Raw genomic sequence first — 18,828 nt, 5'->3', positions numbered from 1 at the left:
AGAGGTGTGTGTGATGAATAAGTTAGATAATCCTCATCGCTTTGTGAATATTTGGCGGTTATTAAATTTATTAGCTCTTACACACCTTTGGCTACTTAGTAATCAAGGACTAGTAGGCTTTGTTTTTATCATTCTTTTAGGATTAATGGTTAGTCTTCGGTATCGATTTGTTTTACCAGATTGGTCACTTGGTTTCGATATTGTTATTTGTATCTTCTATCTTACAATTGACCCAGCTTATGCTCTTGGTCTTTCTCTACCTCTATTTGAAGCATCTTTAAAAGGAAAAGGCATTTATATGCTCCTCCCTATAGCGTTAATCATCGTTTTGATGGCTGAATTTACCGGACTTCTTTTTTGGTTTTTGCTATTAGCCATCCTCTTTGGCTATTTGTCATATTACTTTATAGGAAATCGTCAGCAATATTTGCTTGAAGCCGATATCGAACGAAAGGCAAGATATGAATTAGAGCATGTAAAAGCCGATTTATTAGAAGCTTATCATGAAGTGGCACAAGCTGCTGAAATAAAAGAAAGAAATCGAATTTCAAGAGAATTGCATGATCATCTCGGACATGATTTAACAGGAGCTTTTCTTGCTCTTCAGGCCGCTGAGAAAGCGAAGAATGAGGACCAAGCCAAGCTCATGCTACAGCAGGTAAAGGAGAGGCTAGAGCGAAGCACAAGTAGACTTCGGGAAACCGTTCATAATATGGCCCCTGTCACCTTATTAGGAATTGAAAGGCTGGAGCGGATTGTAAAGGAAGCTAAACCGCTTGTCGTTAGCTTTTCTTATCGAGGAAATACGGAGCGTACCCCTATCCATGCGTGGATATTGCTAGAAGCATGCTTAAAAGAGGCATTAACGAATGTGGCTCGCCATAGTAATGCAACAAAAACAAAAGTAGAATTAGATGTTACCGACAAGCTTGTGCGATTAAGAATTCAGGATAATGGCAATAATGAACCATTTAACTCAAATGGAAGTGGGATTAGAAGTCTACAAATACGAGCACGCACATTAAATGGAAGCCTAACCGTTAATCGGTCACAGGGATACTTACTCGTTTGTGTATTGCCGATAGAAGGGAGGATTTAGACCTTGAAGCTATTAATTGTCGATGATGATTTTCTTGTTTGTCAAAGCCTTCAGTTGTTATTACAGCAAGAAGAGGACTTTGAGGTGCTTGGTATTACTGAGAATGGCGAAAAAGCCATCCAGTTTTGTGAGCAGCAAGCTCCAGATATGATTTTAATGGACATTCAAATGCCGGTAAAAAACGGAATTGACAGTACGAGTGAAATTAAAAGAAGATGGCCGGAGATTCTCGTTATGATGCTAACGACCTTTAAGGACGAAAAAAATATAAGGCTAGCTTTAAATGCTGGAGCGGAAGGCTATGTATTAAAATCCTCTGCTATAGAAAAAATAGCGGAGCAAATTAGAGCATTGAAAGCGGGTGCATCAGTTCTAGATGCGGATGTATTAAAAACGATTATGGAGCCAAGTAAAGAGAGACTCAATCAATTAACAGAGCGAGAAAATGATATGGTTGAATTAATCGCTCAAGGCTTATCGAATCAAGAAATTGCCCAGCAATTATTTCTAAGTGTAGGTACGGTTAGAAATGTTTTATCGATTATTTTAGATAAACTTGAGGTTCGTGATCGAACTCAGCTAGCCATTTATTATTGGAAAAGAAACCAACCGTAAAAAAACTGCTGCTCGTATAGTAACGAAGCAACAGTTTTTTTTGTTGTTTATTGAGGAGAGTCCTTCATCTCTTTTTCCTCTAATTCTCCTTTAGCTAAATCGAATAATCCTGCTTCAATTGCTGAGCGAATGGCAATGTAGACGAACGGCCCGATGATTAAACCAATGACTCCAGCAAAGATATACCCAAAATACATGGATATGACCGTTGGCAAGGCAGCAAGACCAATCGAATCGCCTAATACCTTCGGTTCAATGATTCTACGAATAATGAGCAGCACGAATGCCAGAACGATTAATTGAATTCCTTGTGATACATTCCCTAAAATCATGGCAACAATTCCCCAAGGAACGAGGATAAGAGCAGGGCCAACATATAAAGGAATAATATCAACGACCCATATGATAGCGGACATAAATAACGCGAGCTCCGGTGAGATAAAGCGTAGAGCAATGTATGTAATAATAAATACTCCTACACTTAAAATAAATTGAGCTTTCCAATAGCCTAAAAAGACCTTACCCATTTTTTGTGATATATATTGAAGCTTTTTCGATATTTCCGGCTTGAATAAATGGAAGAAGGTTTGTTTAAGCCTCGGCAAGTCAAGACTGATTAAGAAAAAGACAATTAAGAAAATCAATGATACAAATAAGATATTAGGAATCGATTGTAGTCCAACACCGATAGTGGTGACTAATTTCGATGTTAATTGTACGGCTGTTTCAAAAATATTAGCAGAAGAGTTCTCTAACTCTCTTATGACCACATTCGCTTGTGGAAACTCTTCAATAAGTTCGTTTATATTGATGATAATCCCATCAATGAATCTCTGTATTTCTAAGGCATATTGAGGGATTTGTAAGGAAAATTCATAGAATGATTTATAAACCCTTGTAATGATAAAATAAATAATCCATGTTGAAACTAAAACAAACAAAATAAAAACAATCGTAACAGGAAGTATCCTTTTTTCTGTTTTTAACCATTTTTGCAATAGTCTTACGAGTGGTTCAACAATTAAAGCGCATAGCAGGGCGATAAGGATGGGCATTAAGTGTGAAAAATAAATAATAGATAAAACGACAATTAATATCCACACTAGAGCGATGAGTATTTTTTTAATCGGCAGTGCCTTTTTCAAGAGTGAAGCCTCCTTCATATCAGTTCGAACAAAGATTAACCTATTTCTATCATAACGTCTTATAGTAGATAAGAAAAGAATGGAGCTTTCATTTTTTCATAATAATGAGTTTTTTTCATCGACCTATGATTAGCTATGAAACTTGTGGTTTTCTCATTATCGTACCTTTTTCTTCTATTTATACAGCAGAGCGTCTTCTCTATATTTTTCATCGGTCTAAGAGGTAGGATTTTTAATGAAAAAACGTTAAATAGATGATTATGCTTTTGGATAAAATTCATTATTTTTGACGAGAATCGTTAGATTTTAAATCATTCATACAATGATAACTATGATAAAATAATGAGAGGTTTGTACATATTCACAATGAGGAAGGATTTGACGATAGTTGAATTGGAAAATTTACTTTAAAGGAATGATCATTGGCTTTACAGAGATTGTTCCTGGCTTTAGCGGTGGAACAATGGCTTTGCTTATCGGATTATACGAACGATTAATTAATAGCATCCATGGAATTACAACAAAAGAATGGAAAAAGCATGTTCTCTTTTTAATCAATGTTGGTCTAGGAATGGGTACCGCCATCGTTGCTGGAGCTCTTGGAATTAAACTGCTAATCACTCATTATACCTTACCTACCTTTTATATGATTATGGGGTTAGTGTTAGCGATTATACCTTCTTTATTACAAGATGTAGATTATAAATCAGGATTTCGAGGGAAGCATTATCTTTTGTTACTAGTTGGTGGATTAATTGTTGCTTCTACAGCGTTTATTGGCGAAGGACAAATGGAAGTGATTGAAAACATCACACCACAAACCTATTTATTGCTTTTTGTATCAGGATGGTTAGCAAGCTCTGCCTTAATTTTACCTGGAATTAGCGGTACGTTAGTTTTTCTTATTTTTGGTGTATATGTGACTATTTTAGATGCTGTTTCAAGCTTTCATTTTCCTGTTCTAATTGTCGTGGGACTTGGTGTGTTAGTCGGTTTACTAATTACGAGTAAGCTCGTTCGCTATTTCTTTATGCATCATCGAACAACCACCTATGCTGTGATGATTGGCTGCGTGGCCGGTTCTCTTTTTGTCATCTTTCCCGGAATTCCTGTTGGACTTGGCCAATGGCTAATATGTATGATTATGTTTTTGATCGGATTTATTCTTGCTGGATTTTTGGGTAGACTCAAAAAATCGTAATAAATAGACAGTGAAAAACTCTCAACAGTTGCTTTGGGGGTTTTTCCTGCTATAAATGGGGGAGATACATTGTGACAGATTCTTATATGATTGGTGTTGATATTGGCACGACAAGTACAAAGGCTGTTTTATTTAACGGAAATGGAAGCGCTATTAATCAAGCGACGGTTGAGTATCCGTTATTTTCTACAAAGGTCGGAATGGCTGAGCAAGATCCAAAGGAAATTTTTAGAGCAGTTCAGTACGTTATGAAAAAATGTCAGCAAATACATAGTGACCAGCTTATTACGATATCCTTTGTCTCCTTTAGCTCTGCGATGCACAGTTTAATGGCTGTTGATAAAGAGGGGGAGCCACTTACTCGATTAATAACCTGGGCGGACCAACGGGCATCTTCTGTCATGGACAGCTTAGAGGAAAACGAAGCATTACAAATCTATCAAAGAACAGGCACACCGATTCATCCGATGTCCCCTTTTATTAAATTAAGATGGTTAAAGAACGAATATCCAGACATGTTTCAATCGGCCGATAAATTTATATCGATTAAGGAATATATTTTTTACAAGTTATTTGGTCAATATGTGATTGAGTATTCAATGGCTTCTACAACAGGCTTATTTCATTTGGAGAACCGTCAATGGGATGATGAAGCTTTAGCAGTATGTGAAATAGACTCCTCCAAACTATCAAGACTCGTTCCAACTACATACAAACTGACCTCCTTTCATAAGCAATATGAGCAGGCATTGAGCCTACCGGCGGAAACCCCATTCTATATAGGGGCGACAGATGGAGTTCTTTCTAATTTAGGGGTCAATGCGATTACTCCAGGTGTTTTCGCTTTAACAATAGGAACTAGTGGAGCGCTTAGGACGGTTGTACGCAAGCCCCTAACTCATAATGAGGGAAAAAGCTTTTGTTATACGCTAGTAGATGATTATTGGGTAATAGGTGGACCGGTGAATAATGGAGGAATCGTCTTAAGGTGGGTGAAGGAGCAGCTAGCACGTGATGTAGCGGAAGAGGCTGTAACCTTAGGAGTAGACCCTTATGATCATTTACTTCAAATCGCTAGCCAATCTTCTCCTGGTGCTAATGGTTTATTGTTTTTCCCTTATTTAACCGGTGAGAGAGCTCCTTTATGGGATGCCGATGCGCGAGGTTCATTTGTAGGGCTATCTCTTCACCATACAAAAGCTGATATGATTCGGGCGGTCTTGGAAGGAATCACCTTTAATTTATATATGGTCTACGAAACCTTAGAGAAGCATATTGATACACCACGTTGTTTACAGGCGACCGGAGGCTTTTCTCGTTCCCCTTTTTGGAGACAGCTAGTTGCTGATATCTTTGGCTTAGAGGTACTCGTTCCAGAAAGCTATGAAAGCTCGTGCTTAGGCGCGGTCATTTTAGGACAATATGGAGAAGGAACTTTAAAAAGTCTACATGCTGTAAAGGAAATAGTTGGAACTCTACACCGTCACGACCCAAATCAAATAAAGCATGAAGTCTATCAAAAGACGTATTCGCTTTACAAACAAATGACGAATGCTCTACAACCAACCTATAAAGAGTTAGCTCAATGGCAAAAAAGTCTATAAAGAAAAGGAAAGCATTCAAAAAGGAGGAAGCAAAACCTGGAAGCCGTAGTCATAGCTTGATCACTTTCCCTTCTTCTTTAAATGAGCTAAAATAGACAAAGATAAAAATGAAGAAGCACGAGTTTAGTATACTCATTTAAAACAAACGAATCGTTCTTTGACCAAAAATCAATGACTATGGGTATACTAGTTGATAAATATCGTGAATATCCATTAAATAATAGGATTTATTTGATGGGTAATAATCAGTAATGTGAAAATCAGTGGTTTTTAGAAGCTTAACTTGTAAGCCTAAATGTATGAAAACCTCTGCGATAACAAATGAGGTGAATTTGTGAATCAAACACGTTTGATGGTAGAAGGAGCCATGATAGCGGCCCTTTTTATTGTCATTTATTTAGTTACAACGATCGTTCCGTTTGCGTTTATCCTGACCTTATGGTTTTTACCCACACCTTTTATCGTGTACGGAATTCGAACATCACTTAAGGCAAATCTGCTCGTTTGGTTTGTTTCTTGTATTCTTGCTTTTATATTTGGTGGATTATCAGGGTTATTATTAGCTCTTTTCTTTGCAACGAGTGGTGTCGTAATGGGAGAGCTTTATCGTCGTAAAAAAGGAAGCTTTTCAGTGCTAATTGGCGCAAGTCTTTCCTTCACTGTCGGGATGTTAGGTCTTTATGTGGCCACCTTCTTTATTATGGGAGAGAACCCGATGTCCTTTATTAAGGAATCGCTCAGAGAGCAAATAAATGTTTCTGAAGCGATGCTTAGTTCAATCGGACAAAACACGGACAATTTGCAGCCTTTTTATGAGATGATTGATACGATTCATTATTTTGCTCCATTAATGCTCGTCGTTATGGGGTGTACGATTGCGGTCATAACTGTAATCGTTAATCAAGCCATTTTAAAAAGGTTACGAATTCCTTTTGAAAAATTACCAGCATTTCGAGATTGGAGATTTCCACGGTTTTTCATATGGTATTATTTAATTACGATGCTTTTATTGCTCATCGGATTTGAAGAAGGCTCGACCCTCTTTTTATTCGTAACGAATTTATATCCATTGTTTGGCTTTGTTATGATTATCCAAGGCCTTAGCTTTATTTTTTATTATTTTCATATAAAGAAACAATCAATCGCATTGCCCATTTTAATCTTAATCGTCTCCTTTCTAACCCCTTTATCAGAAATCGTGAGGATTTTAGGAATTATCGACCTTGGGTTTGATTTGAGGTCATATGTTACGAAGAAGAATAAATAGGAGCTGACCATTTTATGCCGAATTTTATAAAAAAGCAGTGGTATGGTTATTTTATAGTCGCTATGTTTGTATTTTCGACTATGCTTGTAGCCGTATCTATGTTTTATAACTGGAGAATAGGACTAATCAGTGCATTTCTATTGGTCGCTCTTGCCTTTTTCTTTTGGTATACGAAAAAACGCTACAACCAAGATCTTGAGGAATATGTATCCACCCTCTCTTATCGAGTGCAAAAGGCTGGAGAAGAAGCGGTGTTGAACCTGCCCGTTGGAATGCTTTTATATAATGAAGATTTAAAAATTCAATGGGTGAATCCATTTGTTAATCGGATGTTTGAGGGCGATTTAATGGGGAAGGAAATTCACGAGGTACACGAAAAGCTATCGAAGTTGATTGAAGACGATATTGATGAAGAAATCATTAGAATCAATGAATTCTTTTACCATGCAATGAGGCAAAAGGACGAACGACTTTTTTACTTTATTGATGTAACGGAAATTGAAGAGACAAGAGAGATGTTTGTTAATACACAGACAGTCGTCGCTCATCTTCTATTAGATAACTATGATGAAGTCACACAAGGCTTAGAGGAACAGGTTCGTAGTCAGTTAATGAGTAAAGTAACGCAGTCGATTAATCAGTGGGCTCACGAGCACCAGATTTTCTTAAGAAGAACCTCGTCTGATCGCTTTGTCGCCATTATGAACTATAAAGTGTTAAAGACATTAGAAAATAATAAATTTGATTTGCTCGATCACATCCGAGAAATATCAGGAAAAGAGCGTGTACCATTAACGATTAGTTTAGGTATTGGAATGGGCGACACCTCACTACGCGATTTAGGGAATTTAGCTCAGCAAAGCTTAGATTTGGCGCTAGGGCGTGGTGGTGATCAGGTGGCGATTAAGCAAAAAAATGGTAAGTTCCGCTTTTATGGTGGAAAATCAAATGCGGTTGAAAAAAGAACTCGTGTCAGAGCGCGAGTCATATCTCACGCATTAAGAGACTTTGTTCTTGATAGTGATCAAGTAATGGTGATGGGACATAAAAATCCAGATATGGATGCAGTGGGAGCGGCGATTGGCGTACTTAAAATAGCCGATGTTAATGAACGAGAAGGATATGTGGTATTAGATCCTAGCGATGTCAATCATGATGTCGGTCGTTTAATGGAAGAAGTCGAAGTCCACGACCATTTATGGTCACAATTTATTACTCCTCAAGAAGCATTAGAGGTGGTTTCTGAAAAAACCTTGCTCGTTATTGTGGATACACATAAGCCAAGTATGGTCATTGAAGAAAAGCTACTAGACAAGGTTGATAGAATTGTCGTTCTTGATCATCATCGTCGAGGCGAGGAGTTTATTGATGATCCGGTACTCGTCTATATGGAGCCATATGCTTCATCGACTGCAGAGCTTGTGACTGAATTGCTAGAGTATCAGCCGAGGCAATTAAAGCTCGACCGCTTAGAGGCAACGGCTTTATTAGCGGGAATTGTCGTTGATACGAAAAGCTTTGCGAATCGTACGGGAGCTAGAACCTTTGATGCAGCCTCTTATTTGAGGACGAATGGGGCAGATACGACCTTAGTTCAAAATTTGCTTAAAGAAGATTTAGATTCTTATGTAAAGCGAGCGCAGCTAGTGGAACAAACGGAGTATTATCGTCAAGGCTATGCGATTGCGAGAGCCGAAGAGGATGAGGTCTTTTCACAGGTGACGATTGCTCAGGCTGCAGACACACTATTAACGATGAAGGGCGTCGAAGCATCCTTTGTTATTTCTAGAAGACATGATGGTCGAGTGAGTATTAGTGCTCGTTCTTTAGGAAAAGTAAATGTGCAGCTCATAATGGAGCAGCTAGAGGGTGGCGGGCATTTAACGAATGCAGCCACACAATTAGAAAATGTTACAATTGAAGAAGCCAAGGAAAAATTATATAGTGTCATTGACGAAGTGATAGAGGGAGGAACTTAAAATGAAGGTTATATTTTTAAGTGATGTAAAAGGAAAAGGCAAAAAAGGGGAAGTTAAAAACGTTTCAGAGGGCTATGCTAGAAATTTCCTATTTCCAAAAAATTTAGCAGTTGAGGCGACAAACTCCAATGTGAAGGGCTTAGAGGCTCAAAAGAAAAGTGTCAAAAAGAAAGAACAGGAAGTTTTAGAAGAAGCCAATCAATATAAAGAAAAGCTAGAGTCAGCAGATGTGAAAATCACCGCTAAATCTGGTGATGGTGGTCGCTTATTCGGTGCCGTTTCTACTAAACAAATTGCTGAAACACTTGCTGATATGGGCTTAAAGGTTGATAAACGAAAAATTCAATTAGATGATCCGATTCGTTCGTTAGGATATACGAATGTACCGATTAAAATCCACCCAGAGGTGGTCGCTACAGTTAAGGTTCATGTTGTTGAACAATAAATACGAATATGTGAGATGCATAAGTTGAAAGGAAGAGTAGCATGAGTGATTTATTTGCAGATCGAACGCCTCCACAAAATATAGAAGCAGAGCAAGCCGTATTAGGAGCCATCTTTTTAGAGGATGCTGCTTTGGTAACGGCTTCTGAGCGTCTGCAACCTGAAGACTTTTATCGTGCTGCTCACCAAAGAATCTATCAAATTATGCTTGAGCTAGCTGAAAAAGGAGAGCCAGTAGATTTAATTACAACGACTTCAGAGCTCCAGGATCGAAAATGGTTAGATGAAATAGGAGGTGTCTCCTATTTAGCTGATTTGGCCAATGCCGTACCAACTGCAGCGAACGTGGAATATTATAGTCGAATCGTAGAGGAAAAATCGGTACTAAGACGTTTGATTCGTGTTGCGACTAATATTGCTGCGGAAGGATATACGAGCGAGGACGAAGTCGATGCCATTTTAGATGAAGCAGAAAAGACGATTTTAGATGTTGCGCAGAGAAAAAATACGGGCGCTTTTGTATCGATTAAAGATGTACTAGTAGAAACCTATGAAAATATTGAATTGCTTCAAAACCATAAAGGTGATATTACCGGAATTCCAACTGGTTTCATGGAGCTAGATAAAATGACGGCAGGCTTTCAGCGTAATGATTTAATCATTGTTGCGGCCCGTCCATCTGTAGGTAAAACCGCCTTTGCCTTAAATATTGCTCAAAATGTTGCTACTAAAACGAGTGAAAATGTTGCGATATTTAGCTTAGAGATGGGAGCAAGTCAATTAGTTCAGCGTATGCTTTGTGCGGAGGGTAATATTGATGCGCAGCGCATGAGAACCGGTGCATTGAACTCTGAGGATTGGCAAAAGCTGACGATGGCGATGGGAAGTTTAGCGAAAGCCGGTATTTATATTGACGATACACCAGGGATAAAGGTTGGTGAAATTCGTGCGAAATGTCGCCGCCTTAAGCAAGAAGGTGGAGGACTAGGTATGATTATGATTGATTATCTTCAGCTCATCCAAGGAAATGGTCGCAGCGGTGAAAACCGCCAGCAGGAGGTATCGGAAATATCGCGTACACTAAAAGCAATTGCTAGGGAGCTAGAGGTACCTGTAATCGCCTTATCACAGCTTTCTCGTGGAGTAGAATCCCGACAAGATAAACGGCCGATGATGTCCGATATTCGTGAATCAGGAAGTATTGAGCAGGATGCTGATATTGTCGCCTTTTTATACCGTGATGATTATTATGATAAAGAATCTGAAAATCAAAATATTATCGAGATTATTATTGCCAAGCAGCGAAATGGTCCAGTCGGAACTGTCGAGCTAGCTTTTGTTAAGGAATATAATAAGTTTGTTAACTTAGACAGGCGACACGATGAACGAGACATGCCGCCTGGAGCCTAATATAACGACGGTTCCCCCCTCTGGATGGAGACATTCACAGGGGGCTTTTTTTATGTAACGTAAAGATTATAAGTGGAATTTTCACAATTTTTTAACACTTCGTTAAAATGCTTCTGTAACTTGAGATGATAGGCTGTAGGTTGAAAGAAATTTTATCTCAAAGGTGGGGATTAGATGCCAAAAAATGGCCAAAAGAAAACAATAGCAATTGGATTATTAGTTGTCCTTATGTTTCAACTGTTTTTCCCATTTCCTAATTACTACATACAGGCGGAAGGAAAATCGGGTACAGTCACCATTTTAGAAGGAGCTACACATCTCGAAGAAGGCTTTACGCATTTCATTTTAAGTAATGAAACGGATGAGAACGCAGATTTATCACAGCTAGATGTAAGTTTATTTGAGGAAAGCCCAGAGGAACGAATCAAAATTGAATTTCCTGAAGGTACTCTCGGGGTTGGTGAAGAAGTTCTAGTTTGGCTTAATGAACAAGAAAAAAACCAAGAAGAGCTAGTGAACTTCATCGGCAAGCAAAATTTAGAAATGATTGAGATTAACCAAGAACAGCCGATTGATGTTAAAGGAGCCATCATAACGAGCAAAGACACCGAGCAATTACTCATGTTTTCCAATGATTCAGTAGTAGAAATAGAAGAAGAAAATACGATAGAAACTGATGATGAATCAACTTCGTCTCCTGTTTTAAATGATGAGCAAGAGCAAAGTGAAAATGAAGAGAGCGACGACCATCAAGAATTGGAAGCGGACATAGCTGACGAGTCACAGGAATTAGAAGTAGCAGAGGAAGGAGCTATTCATCATGATCCCATCACTCTTATAAATGCGGAGGATGCACTTACTATTTCTGTTGATATTCCAGAGGGAAATCAAGTAGAGAGTGGTAAACTATTCTTTCAAACTGGTAAAGGGATGGAAGTTCAAGAAATAGCCTTAGTACATATTGAAGGAGAAGCATGGGGAGCCGTGCTTGACCAGAATCTGTTTTGGTCTCCTGACTTTTTCTATCGAATACAGGTAACAATCGATGGTAACGATGCTACGTTCCCTGCTGAAGGAATGTATGAAGCAGTCGTGGAAGCACCAGAAGAGGATCCGTCTAGGTTTAATGAATTGTTCATTACTGAACTGGTTCCTGATTCGGCTAATATTGGATCATCTGATGCCTATGAGTTTATTGAAATCTATAATAATACGACTGAAGCGATACAGCTTAGTCAATTACAATTAGATTATCACTATCCTAATGGTCGTGTCGTTGAATGGAGCCTTCCTTCTGAGGGAGCGATTCCAGCACAATCACCACATACGATTTGGATTCATAATGGCGTAAATAATCACCTATCAATTGAGGATTTTAACCGTCATTATGGTAGTAATCTAGAATTGGAAGATTTAAGCATTGTCTATTCAGATGGAATGGCAAATAGCTCTGAACGAGCGCTATCAATCTCTTACAGAGGTGGAGAAGAGCAAGCTAGAGCTACTTATTTCGATGAGCCTGGATTTGATGATACGATACCTGACAAAGGTATTGTCTATAAAGCCGTTCCTAACACGACTAGCATGAAAAAGGTCGGTTTGAATGAAAGGGCTACTCCTGGTCAAATTCAAGAAGGACAAGTTCCAAAGAAAGCGATTGAAGTTGGAATGGACAATGAAGCGCCGACGATTATTCATGAACCAATAGTAGGAGAAGTAGACGGTGAAAGTGATTCCATCCAATTTGAGGCAACGGTAACCGATAATGTTCGTGTGCAATCGGTTCATTTGCTTTATAAGCAAAGTGATACAGATGATTTTTCGAGAATGGAAATGAACGGCACAGGCGATGACCAGTATGCTGTAGAACTACCGATGTATGTATTCGAAGCAGGATCTGTCTATTATCAAATCGAAGCAAGTGATGGTGTCAATCTAGCAAATACAGAGCTGTATTCCTTTGAGGTAACAGGGAACGAAGTAGATACAACCGCTGTACCAGAGTTGCTTGTGACAGAGCTTGTTCCTGATTCGGCCAATATCGGATCCTCTGATGCCTATGAGTTTATCGAAGTGTATAATAACACCAATCAACCGGTTTCCTTTGAAGATTATTTAATCCATTATGAGTATCCGGCTGGAAATTATTTAGATTGGTATCCAGCAAATCAGGACATCGTCATTCCTCCAAAAGAGGCAATCGTTTTTTGGATTATAAATGGAGCAAATGGACACTTAACGATTGATGATTTTAATCGAAATTACGGAACAAATTTAGTTGAGAATGAGAAAGTATTTAGAATGCACAATAGCGGGATGGCTAATGGAGCAGAGCGTCGTGTGGGAATAAAGACGAAAACGGGAGATTTAATCTCTATTGCTTATTATAATGACAATGGTGAGCGAGATGCAGCCCCAGATAAAGGAGTCGTGTACCGATTCCCAACGGATGGCACTCATTTTATGGATAAAGTGAGCTCGACCATTGTTAATGGAACTCCGGGCTTTGTGGAAAGCTGGCAAGTGCCACGCCAAGCGATTCAGCTTGAAGAGGACACGGTAGAACCGACCATTTCAAATGAGACAGCGGTGGAAAAGGTTAGTGAATTAGAGCAGGTTTCATTAATAGCGAAGATGGACGATAATCAGCAGATTAAACGAGCAGAGGTCCATTTTAAAACCGATCGCCATAGTGAGTTTCAGATGGTTAATTTAACGAATGAAATTGCACCTCTGTATGAATACGAAATCGTCAAACCAAACTTGATTGGAGCTAAAACATTAGAGTATTACTTTGTAGCTTCTGATGGGACGAATACGACGACAAGTGAGACGTATACGATCGAGGTAGAAAGTAACTGGACAGATGAGCTTCGTTTAAATGTAAACGAGGGAGATGTATTAAGCGGCACTTATCATTTAAAAGCCGCAGAGAGAGAAGATTCAGTTGAAGATTTAACAATATCTGTTGATGGTACACCATTATTAGAAACAAGCCGAGTCATTGAGCACGATGCTTACTTTGCTTTTGAGGTTAGAGGCACAAATGTCTTTTTCCAAAATGGTGTCGTAATGGACGGAGATATTTTAGAAATTTTTGATGATGGTTATGGTCAATTTACGACATTATTGATTCCGATCTCTGCCGACCGATTGAAAATGGGAGAGAATGTTATATCGATTTATTCAGGCAGTAAAGCATCACCGATTGATATAGAATCTCCAGAGAATCGTAACGATTTTGATGTCAAAAATGTTCGACTCGTTTTATCCGATGGTACGGTACTAAGAGATCCAGTATTTTCAGACCCTCAGGAGCTGATTGATTTAGGTGATGATGGTACGTACAGACCATTTGAAGATTTTACCTTTACAATTAGTGAAGAATTCTTAGGCGCACAAGGTTATACGTTTGATACTACGCTTCTAGAGGATGGACCACATATAATCGAGGCTGAAAACACGCAAAGTAATGAAAAGACAGAGGTCACGATTTTAACCGATAACACAGCACCTACTATTTCTACCTCAATAGAAGAAGGACGCGAGTATAAAGGAGCTTTTACGATACATGTAGAAGCGGAGGATGCTATTGCCGGAGTCGACCAAGTTGTCGTGTTCCTTGATGGTACACAAATTGAAACGCCTTATGCTGCTTCATCTGCAAAATTATCTCCGGGTGAACATACTTTAAAGGTAATCGCGAGAGATTTAGTGGGAAATGAAGCGGAAAAAGAAGTCGTATTTTCTGTTGTAGAGGAACATCCAAATGATCCAGAGCAAATTAGTGAAGGAGCTCATTTGAGAGTGCAAGTAAGTGATCCGACAGAGGATGATATGACCGTTACTTTTAAAGAAGGCTTTAGCTACACATTAGCTGATGAGGAGCATGTGTCAGCTTATAAAAATGCAGTCGATATTGAGCCTCCAAATGAAAAAGCACCAGAAGGTGAGGTTCCATTTACAGAGGAGGAAAGAAAAGCCGCTTCAGAAATGGATCAGTCCTATGTCACGACAGACTCAGTAGAGCAATTTCCATATCATCGCTTTGCCATTCAGGTAGATGAAAGTGTAAGCTATGATTCGCAAATCGAGCTTGTATGGAATGGCGCTTCGTTACCAGGACGTAAAGTAACGATGTATGCATGGAATATTGAGAATCATCAATGGGATGCATTGGTAGTCAAAATAGCAGAGGAAGAAGATTTTGAGCTAAGAGCAGAAGTTTTAGCAAAATCGTATGTGGAGAATCAAGAAGTAAATGTTCTTGTTCAGGATGAAATTGCAGCAACGACACAATATGATTATACGTTTGCTTGGTTGTCTGATACACAATATTATTCAGAAAGCTATCCTCATATATTTAGCAGTATGGTAGACTGGTTAGCTGCTTCAAAGGAAGAGCTTAATTTAAAATATGTCTTCCATACAGGAGATTTAGTTGATAAGCATTATGAAGAGTACCAGTGGGAAAATGTCGATCGCTATATGAGTGTGTTAGAAGATGCTTCTATTCCTTATGGAGTACTTGCTGGAAATCATGATGTCGGAAACAAGGATTGGGACTACGAAGCATACGGACGCTATTTTGGCGAAGATCGATTTAAGGATCAACCTTATTATGGTGGCTCTTATCAAAATAACCGTGGACATTATGATTTAATATCTGAAGGTGGAAATGACTATATCATGGTTTACTTAGGCTGGGGTATAGAGGAGGAAGGAATTCAGTGGGTCAATGATGTGCTCCAAGCCCACCCAGAGCGAATCGCTATTTTAAATTTCCATGAATACCTACTCGCAACAGGAACTCGTTCGCCGATAGGAGATTTATTATTTGAAGAGGTGGTCAAACCAAATCCAAATGTGGTTATGGTTCTTTCTGGACATTATCATAGCTCAGAGATGGTTATTGATGAGATTGATGATGACGGAGATGGAGAGCCGGATCGAACCGTCTATCAAATTCTTGCTGATTACCAAGGTGGACCTGAAGGAGGACAGGGCTTTATTCGTCTTCTACATGTCGATGCAGTGAATAACCAAATTCATGTTAAAACCTATTCACCCTATTTAGATCAATATAATTTTTATGACCCAGTTGTATACCCTGGAAAAGATGAGTTTACGATTTCACTCGGGCTAGAGCCACAAGAAAAAAGAGTGGCAACCGATTCCTTTACGGTAAATGTCTATTCAGAAACGGAAATCGATGTGGTTACTGGCGTAAAAAATGGTGAAATTGCCGAAACCATTTGGGAAGATTTGACGATAGGCAACCGTTATTATTGGTATGTAACCGTAGCAGATGATTTTGGTGGTCTAACACGTTCACCAATATGGGATTTCATCTATGAAGGAGAAGAACAAATCGACCCTGAAATTCCAGAAGTACCAGTGGAACCGGAAATTCCAGGAGGACCAGAGACACCTGAAATACCTGAAAATCCAGAAGTGCCAGGAGGTCCAGAGATACCAGGAACACCTGAGGATCCAGAATTACCAGGTAATCCGACTCCAGAAAATCCAAATGATGACGATGGAAATACAGGAACACCTCCACGCCCAGGAGGTGGTCAAGGTGAGAATGATAATAATCCACCTAAACAGGTAAATGGACCGAACGTAGGGGAGAAGAAGGGAGAATCTCCTTCTGAAGATAAAAATGGAACCCTCCCTAGCACCGCTACAAATGTGTACATGTGGCTTGTCCTTGGAATATGTATGACCCTGATTGGAGCAGGCATCTTCCTTATTAGGAAAAAACGTGCTGCATAGATAAGACTGAATATGATTGAAAAGCCTCTGTGGTTCTGTCTCAGAGGCTTCTTTTTCTGGTCGATTTCAAAAACTGTATCACCAAGTAGCCGTTAATAAGAGAAAGTTCGCTATACGAACAAAATGAAAAAATATATACAATAATGTTCGGGTTTATTGACTTTCTATAGCGAGAATTGATATACTTATCAATGGTTTTTTAAAATTACTCGGTTTTGACATCGGGGCGGAGGTTGAGCAGATGGCATCAGTTGTTGTAGTTGGTACACAATGGGGCGATGAAGGAAAAGGAAAGATTACAGATTACCTTTCTGAAAAAGCAGAGGTTGTCGCTCGCTATCAAGGTGGGAATAATGCAGGACATACAATTGTTTTTGATGGAGTGAAGTACAAGCTACATCTTATTCCTTCTGGTATTTTTTATAAAGATAAAACGTGTGTAATTGGAAATGGAATGGTCATTGATCCAAAGGCACTTGTAGAAGAGCTTGCTTATTTACATGAACGTGATGTTGATACTAGTAATTTACGAATTTCAAACCGTGCACATGTGATTTTACCGTATCACTTAAAACAGGATATTGTAGAAGAAGAGCGTAAAGGTGACAATAAGATTGGAACAACGAAAAAAGGAATTGGTCCAGCTTATATGGATAAAGCCGCTCGTATTGGAATTCGAATTGCTGATTTATTAGATAAAGAGGTTTTTGAAGAAAAACTCATTCGTAATTTAGAAGAAAAAAATCGTCTTTTTGAGAAATATTATGAGACGAGTGGTTTTACAAAAGAAGAAATTCTTGATGAATATTATGAATATGGGCAACAAATTGCTCATTTAGTATGTGATACATCCGTTGTCTTAAATGATGCATTAGACGATGGGCGCCGTGTATTATTTGAGGGCGCGCAAGGGGTTATGCTTGATATTGACCAAGGAACATACCCATTTGTTACGTCCTCGAATCCAATCGCTGGTGGTGTAACGATTGGTTCTGGTGTAGGACCATCGAAAATTAATCATGTGGTTGGTGTTTCAAAGGCTTATACGACTCGTGTAGGAGATGGACCTTTCCCAACGGAATTAGATGATGAAATTGGTCAGCAAATTCGTGAAGTAGGAAATGAGTATGGTACGACGACAGGACGACCGCGTCGTGTTGGTTGGTTTGATAGTGTTGTTGTTCGTCATGCTCGTCGAGTGAGTGGAATTACCGATTTATCGCTAAATTCTATTGATGTATTAACGGGCATTGAAACGTTAAAAATTTGTACAGCCTACAAATATCGTGGAGAAGTAATCGAGGAATTTCCAGCAAGCTTAAAGGTACTTTCCGAATGTGAGCCTGTCTATGAAGAGCTTCCTGGTTGGACAGAGGATATTACAGGTGTTAAATCGCTTCACGAGCTTCCAGTTAATGCTCGTCATTATATCGAGCGAGTTTCTCAGCTTACAGGGATTCCATTAACGGTATTCTCTGTAGGTCCAGATCGAAACCAAACGAATTTAGTTCGTGGAGTTTTTGCTTAATAGAGAAGATCGCGAAAACGCAAGTAAATCCTTGCGTTTTCGCATCGTTTTCGATATGCTTATGGAGAAAATCGGGACAGCATGAATTCGACAGAAAAAAACTTAAAATTATTTTATAAAAATACTTGCAGTCGAATATTGTCTGTGCTATTATAAATCTTGTCGCTAAGACAGAGACAAGCTAGTTTAATGAGCCATTAGCTCAGTCGGTAGAGCATCTGACTTTTAATCAGAGGGTCGAAGGTTCAAGTCCTTCATGGCTCACCATTACTCTTATGAAGTAAGTGTATTGGCCCGTTGGTCAAGCGGTTAAGACACCGCCCTTTCACGGCGGTAACACGGGTTCGAATCCCGTACGGGTCACCATTAAATACATAAGGTCCGGTAGTTCAGTTGGTTAGAATGCCTGCCTGTCACGCAGGAGGTCGCGGGTTCGAGTCCCGTCCGGACCGCCATGATTTCTTTAATACATATTGAGGCTTGGTAGCTCAGTCGGTAGAGCAATGGACTGAAAATCCATGTGTCGGCGGTTCGATTCCGTCCCAAGCCACCATTTTTTCACAAGTATCAGTTAAATAGCGAAATTTTACTCAGTATGCATAAGACGCATGCTTTTTTTATTGTCTAAATTTCTTTTTACATCTATCTTATGGAGAAGTATCTCCCATTGAATTAAAGGATCCACAATCATTGAATGTATTTCCAATCCATTTGAAACCTTTTTTATTGAAATCCCGTTATATATGGAAAAGGGGGAA

Annotated in this window: 11 protein-coding genes and 4 tRNA genes; 14 read left to right on the top strand and 1 reads right to left on the bottom strand. The window is 39.1% G+C overall.

Annotation, left to right across the window (positions count from 1 at the left end; all coding sequences use genetic code 11):
* Positions 1 to 13 precede the first annotated feature (13 nt).
* The gene (locus AZF04_RS14970; protein ID WP_061949426.1) at positions 14 to 1,099 is read left to right on the top strand and encodes a sensor histidine kinase; all 1,086 of its coding nucleotides are present in this window, start codon (positions 14 to 16) and stop codon (positions 1,097 to 1,099) included.
* 3 nt (positions 1,100 to 1,102) lie between these two features.
* Positions 1,103 to 1,714: a response regulator transcription factor gene (locus AZF04_RS14965; protein WP_061949425.1), complete on the top strand. Its 612-nt coding sequence runs from the start codon at positions 1,103 to 1,105 to the stop codon at positions 1,712 to 1,714.
* A 47-nt stretch (positions 1,715 to 1,761) separates the two neighbouring features.
* Here the strand turns inward: AZF04_RS14965 and ytvI are convergent, their stop codons facing one another.
* A complete protein-coding gene (gene ytvI / locus AZF04_RS14960) occupies positions 1,762 to 2,859 on the bottom strand; it encodes a sporulation integral membrane protein YtvI (protein WP_082795347.1) in 1,098 nt (365 codons plus the stop codon).
* Between the two features lie 388 nt (positions 2,860 to 3,247).
* On the opposite strand from ytvI, the gene AZF04_RS14955 reads away from it, so the two are divergent.
* The 12 genes from AZF04_RS14955 to AZF04_RS14900 all read left to right on the top strand — a co-directional run bounded on the left by AZF04_RS14955 (position 3,248) and on the right by AZF04_RS14900 (position 18,623).
* Positions 3,248 to 4,060, top strand: a complete 813-nt coding sequence (locus AZF04_RS14955) for a DUF368 domain-containing protein (RefSeq protein ID WP_235599997.1) — start codon at positions 3,248 to 3,250, stop codon at positions 4,058 to 4,060.
* A 68-nt stretch (positions 4,061 to 4,128) separates the two neighbouring features.
* Positions 4,129 to 5,664 (top strand): gluconokinase, encoded by a 1,536-nt coding sequence (gene gntK, locus AZF04_RS14950; RefSeq protein WP_174522662.1) that lies wholly within the window; start codon positions 4,129 to 4,131, stop codon positions 5,662 to 5,664.
* A 334-nt stretch (positions 5,665 to 5,998) separates the two neighbouring features.
* A complete protein-coding gene (locus tag AZF04_RS14945; protein WP_061949422.1) occupies positions 5,999 to 6,931 on the top strand; it encodes a YybS family protein in 933 nt (310 codons plus the stop codon).
* 14 nt (positions 6,932 to 6,945) lie between these two features.
* On the top strand, positions 6,946 to 8,910 hold the full coding sequence (locus AZF04_RS14940; RefSeq protein WP_061949421.1) for a DHH family phosphoesterase: 1,965 nt from the start codon (positions 6,946 to 6,948) through the stop codon (positions 8,908 to 8,910).
* Between the two features lies 1 nt (position 8,911).
* A complete protein-coding gene (rplI, locus tag AZF04_RS14935) occupies positions 8,912 to 9,355 on the top strand; it encodes a 50S ribosomal protein L9 (protein ID WP_061949420.1) in 444 nt (147 codons plus the stop codon).
* 41 nt (positions 9,356 to 9,396) lie between these two features.
* The gene (dnaB, locus tag AZF04_RS14930) at positions 9,397 to 10,764 is read left to right on the top strand and encodes a replicative DNA helicase (RefSeq protein ID WP_045487283.1); all 1,368 of its coding nucleotides are present in this window, start codon (positions 9,397 to 9,399) and stop codon (positions 10,762 to 10,764) included.
* Positions 10,765 to 10,938: 174 nt separating this feature from the next.
* Entirely contained in the window at positions 10,939 to 16,542 is a 5,604-nt protein-coding gene (locus tag AZF04_RS14925) for a metallophosphoesterase (RefSeq protein ID WP_061949419.1), read from the top strand.
* A 241-nt stretch (positions 16,543 to 16,783) separates the two neighbouring features.
* The gene (locus tag AZF04_RS14920) at positions 16,784 to 18,070 is read left to right on the top strand and encodes an adenylosuccinate synthase (protein WP_045487286.1); all 1,287 of its coding nucleotides are present in this window, start codon (positions 16,784 to 16,786) and stop codon (positions 18,068 to 18,070) included.
* Positions 18,071 to 18,261: 191 nt separating this feature from the next.
* Positions 18,262 to 18,337: transfer RNA gene (locus AZF04_RS14915), tRNA-Lys, on the top strand.
* A gap of 24 nt (positions 18,338 to 18,361) precedes the next feature.
* Positions 18,362 to 18,436 (top strand) — tRNA-Glu (locus AZF04_RS14910).
* A gap of 12 nt (positions 18,437 to 18,448) precedes the next feature.
* Positions 18,449 to 18,525: transfer RNA gene (locus AZF04_RS14905), tRNA-Asp, on the top strand.
* A 22-nt stretch (positions 18,526 to 18,547) separates the two neighbouring features.
* A tRNA-Phe gene (locus tag AZF04_RS14900) sits at positions 18,548 to 18,623 on the top strand.
* Positions 18,624 to 18,828: the final 205 nt, after the last annotated feature.

The sequence above is a fragment of the Alkalihalobacillus trypoxylicola genome, assembly GCF_001590785.1.
Taxonomy (GTDB): domain Bacteria; phylum Bacillota; class Bacilli; order Bacillales; family Bacillaceae_D; genus Alkalihalobacillus; species Alkalihalobacillus trypoxylicola.
This window is presented reverse-complemented; position numbering and strand designations above follow the sequence as displayed.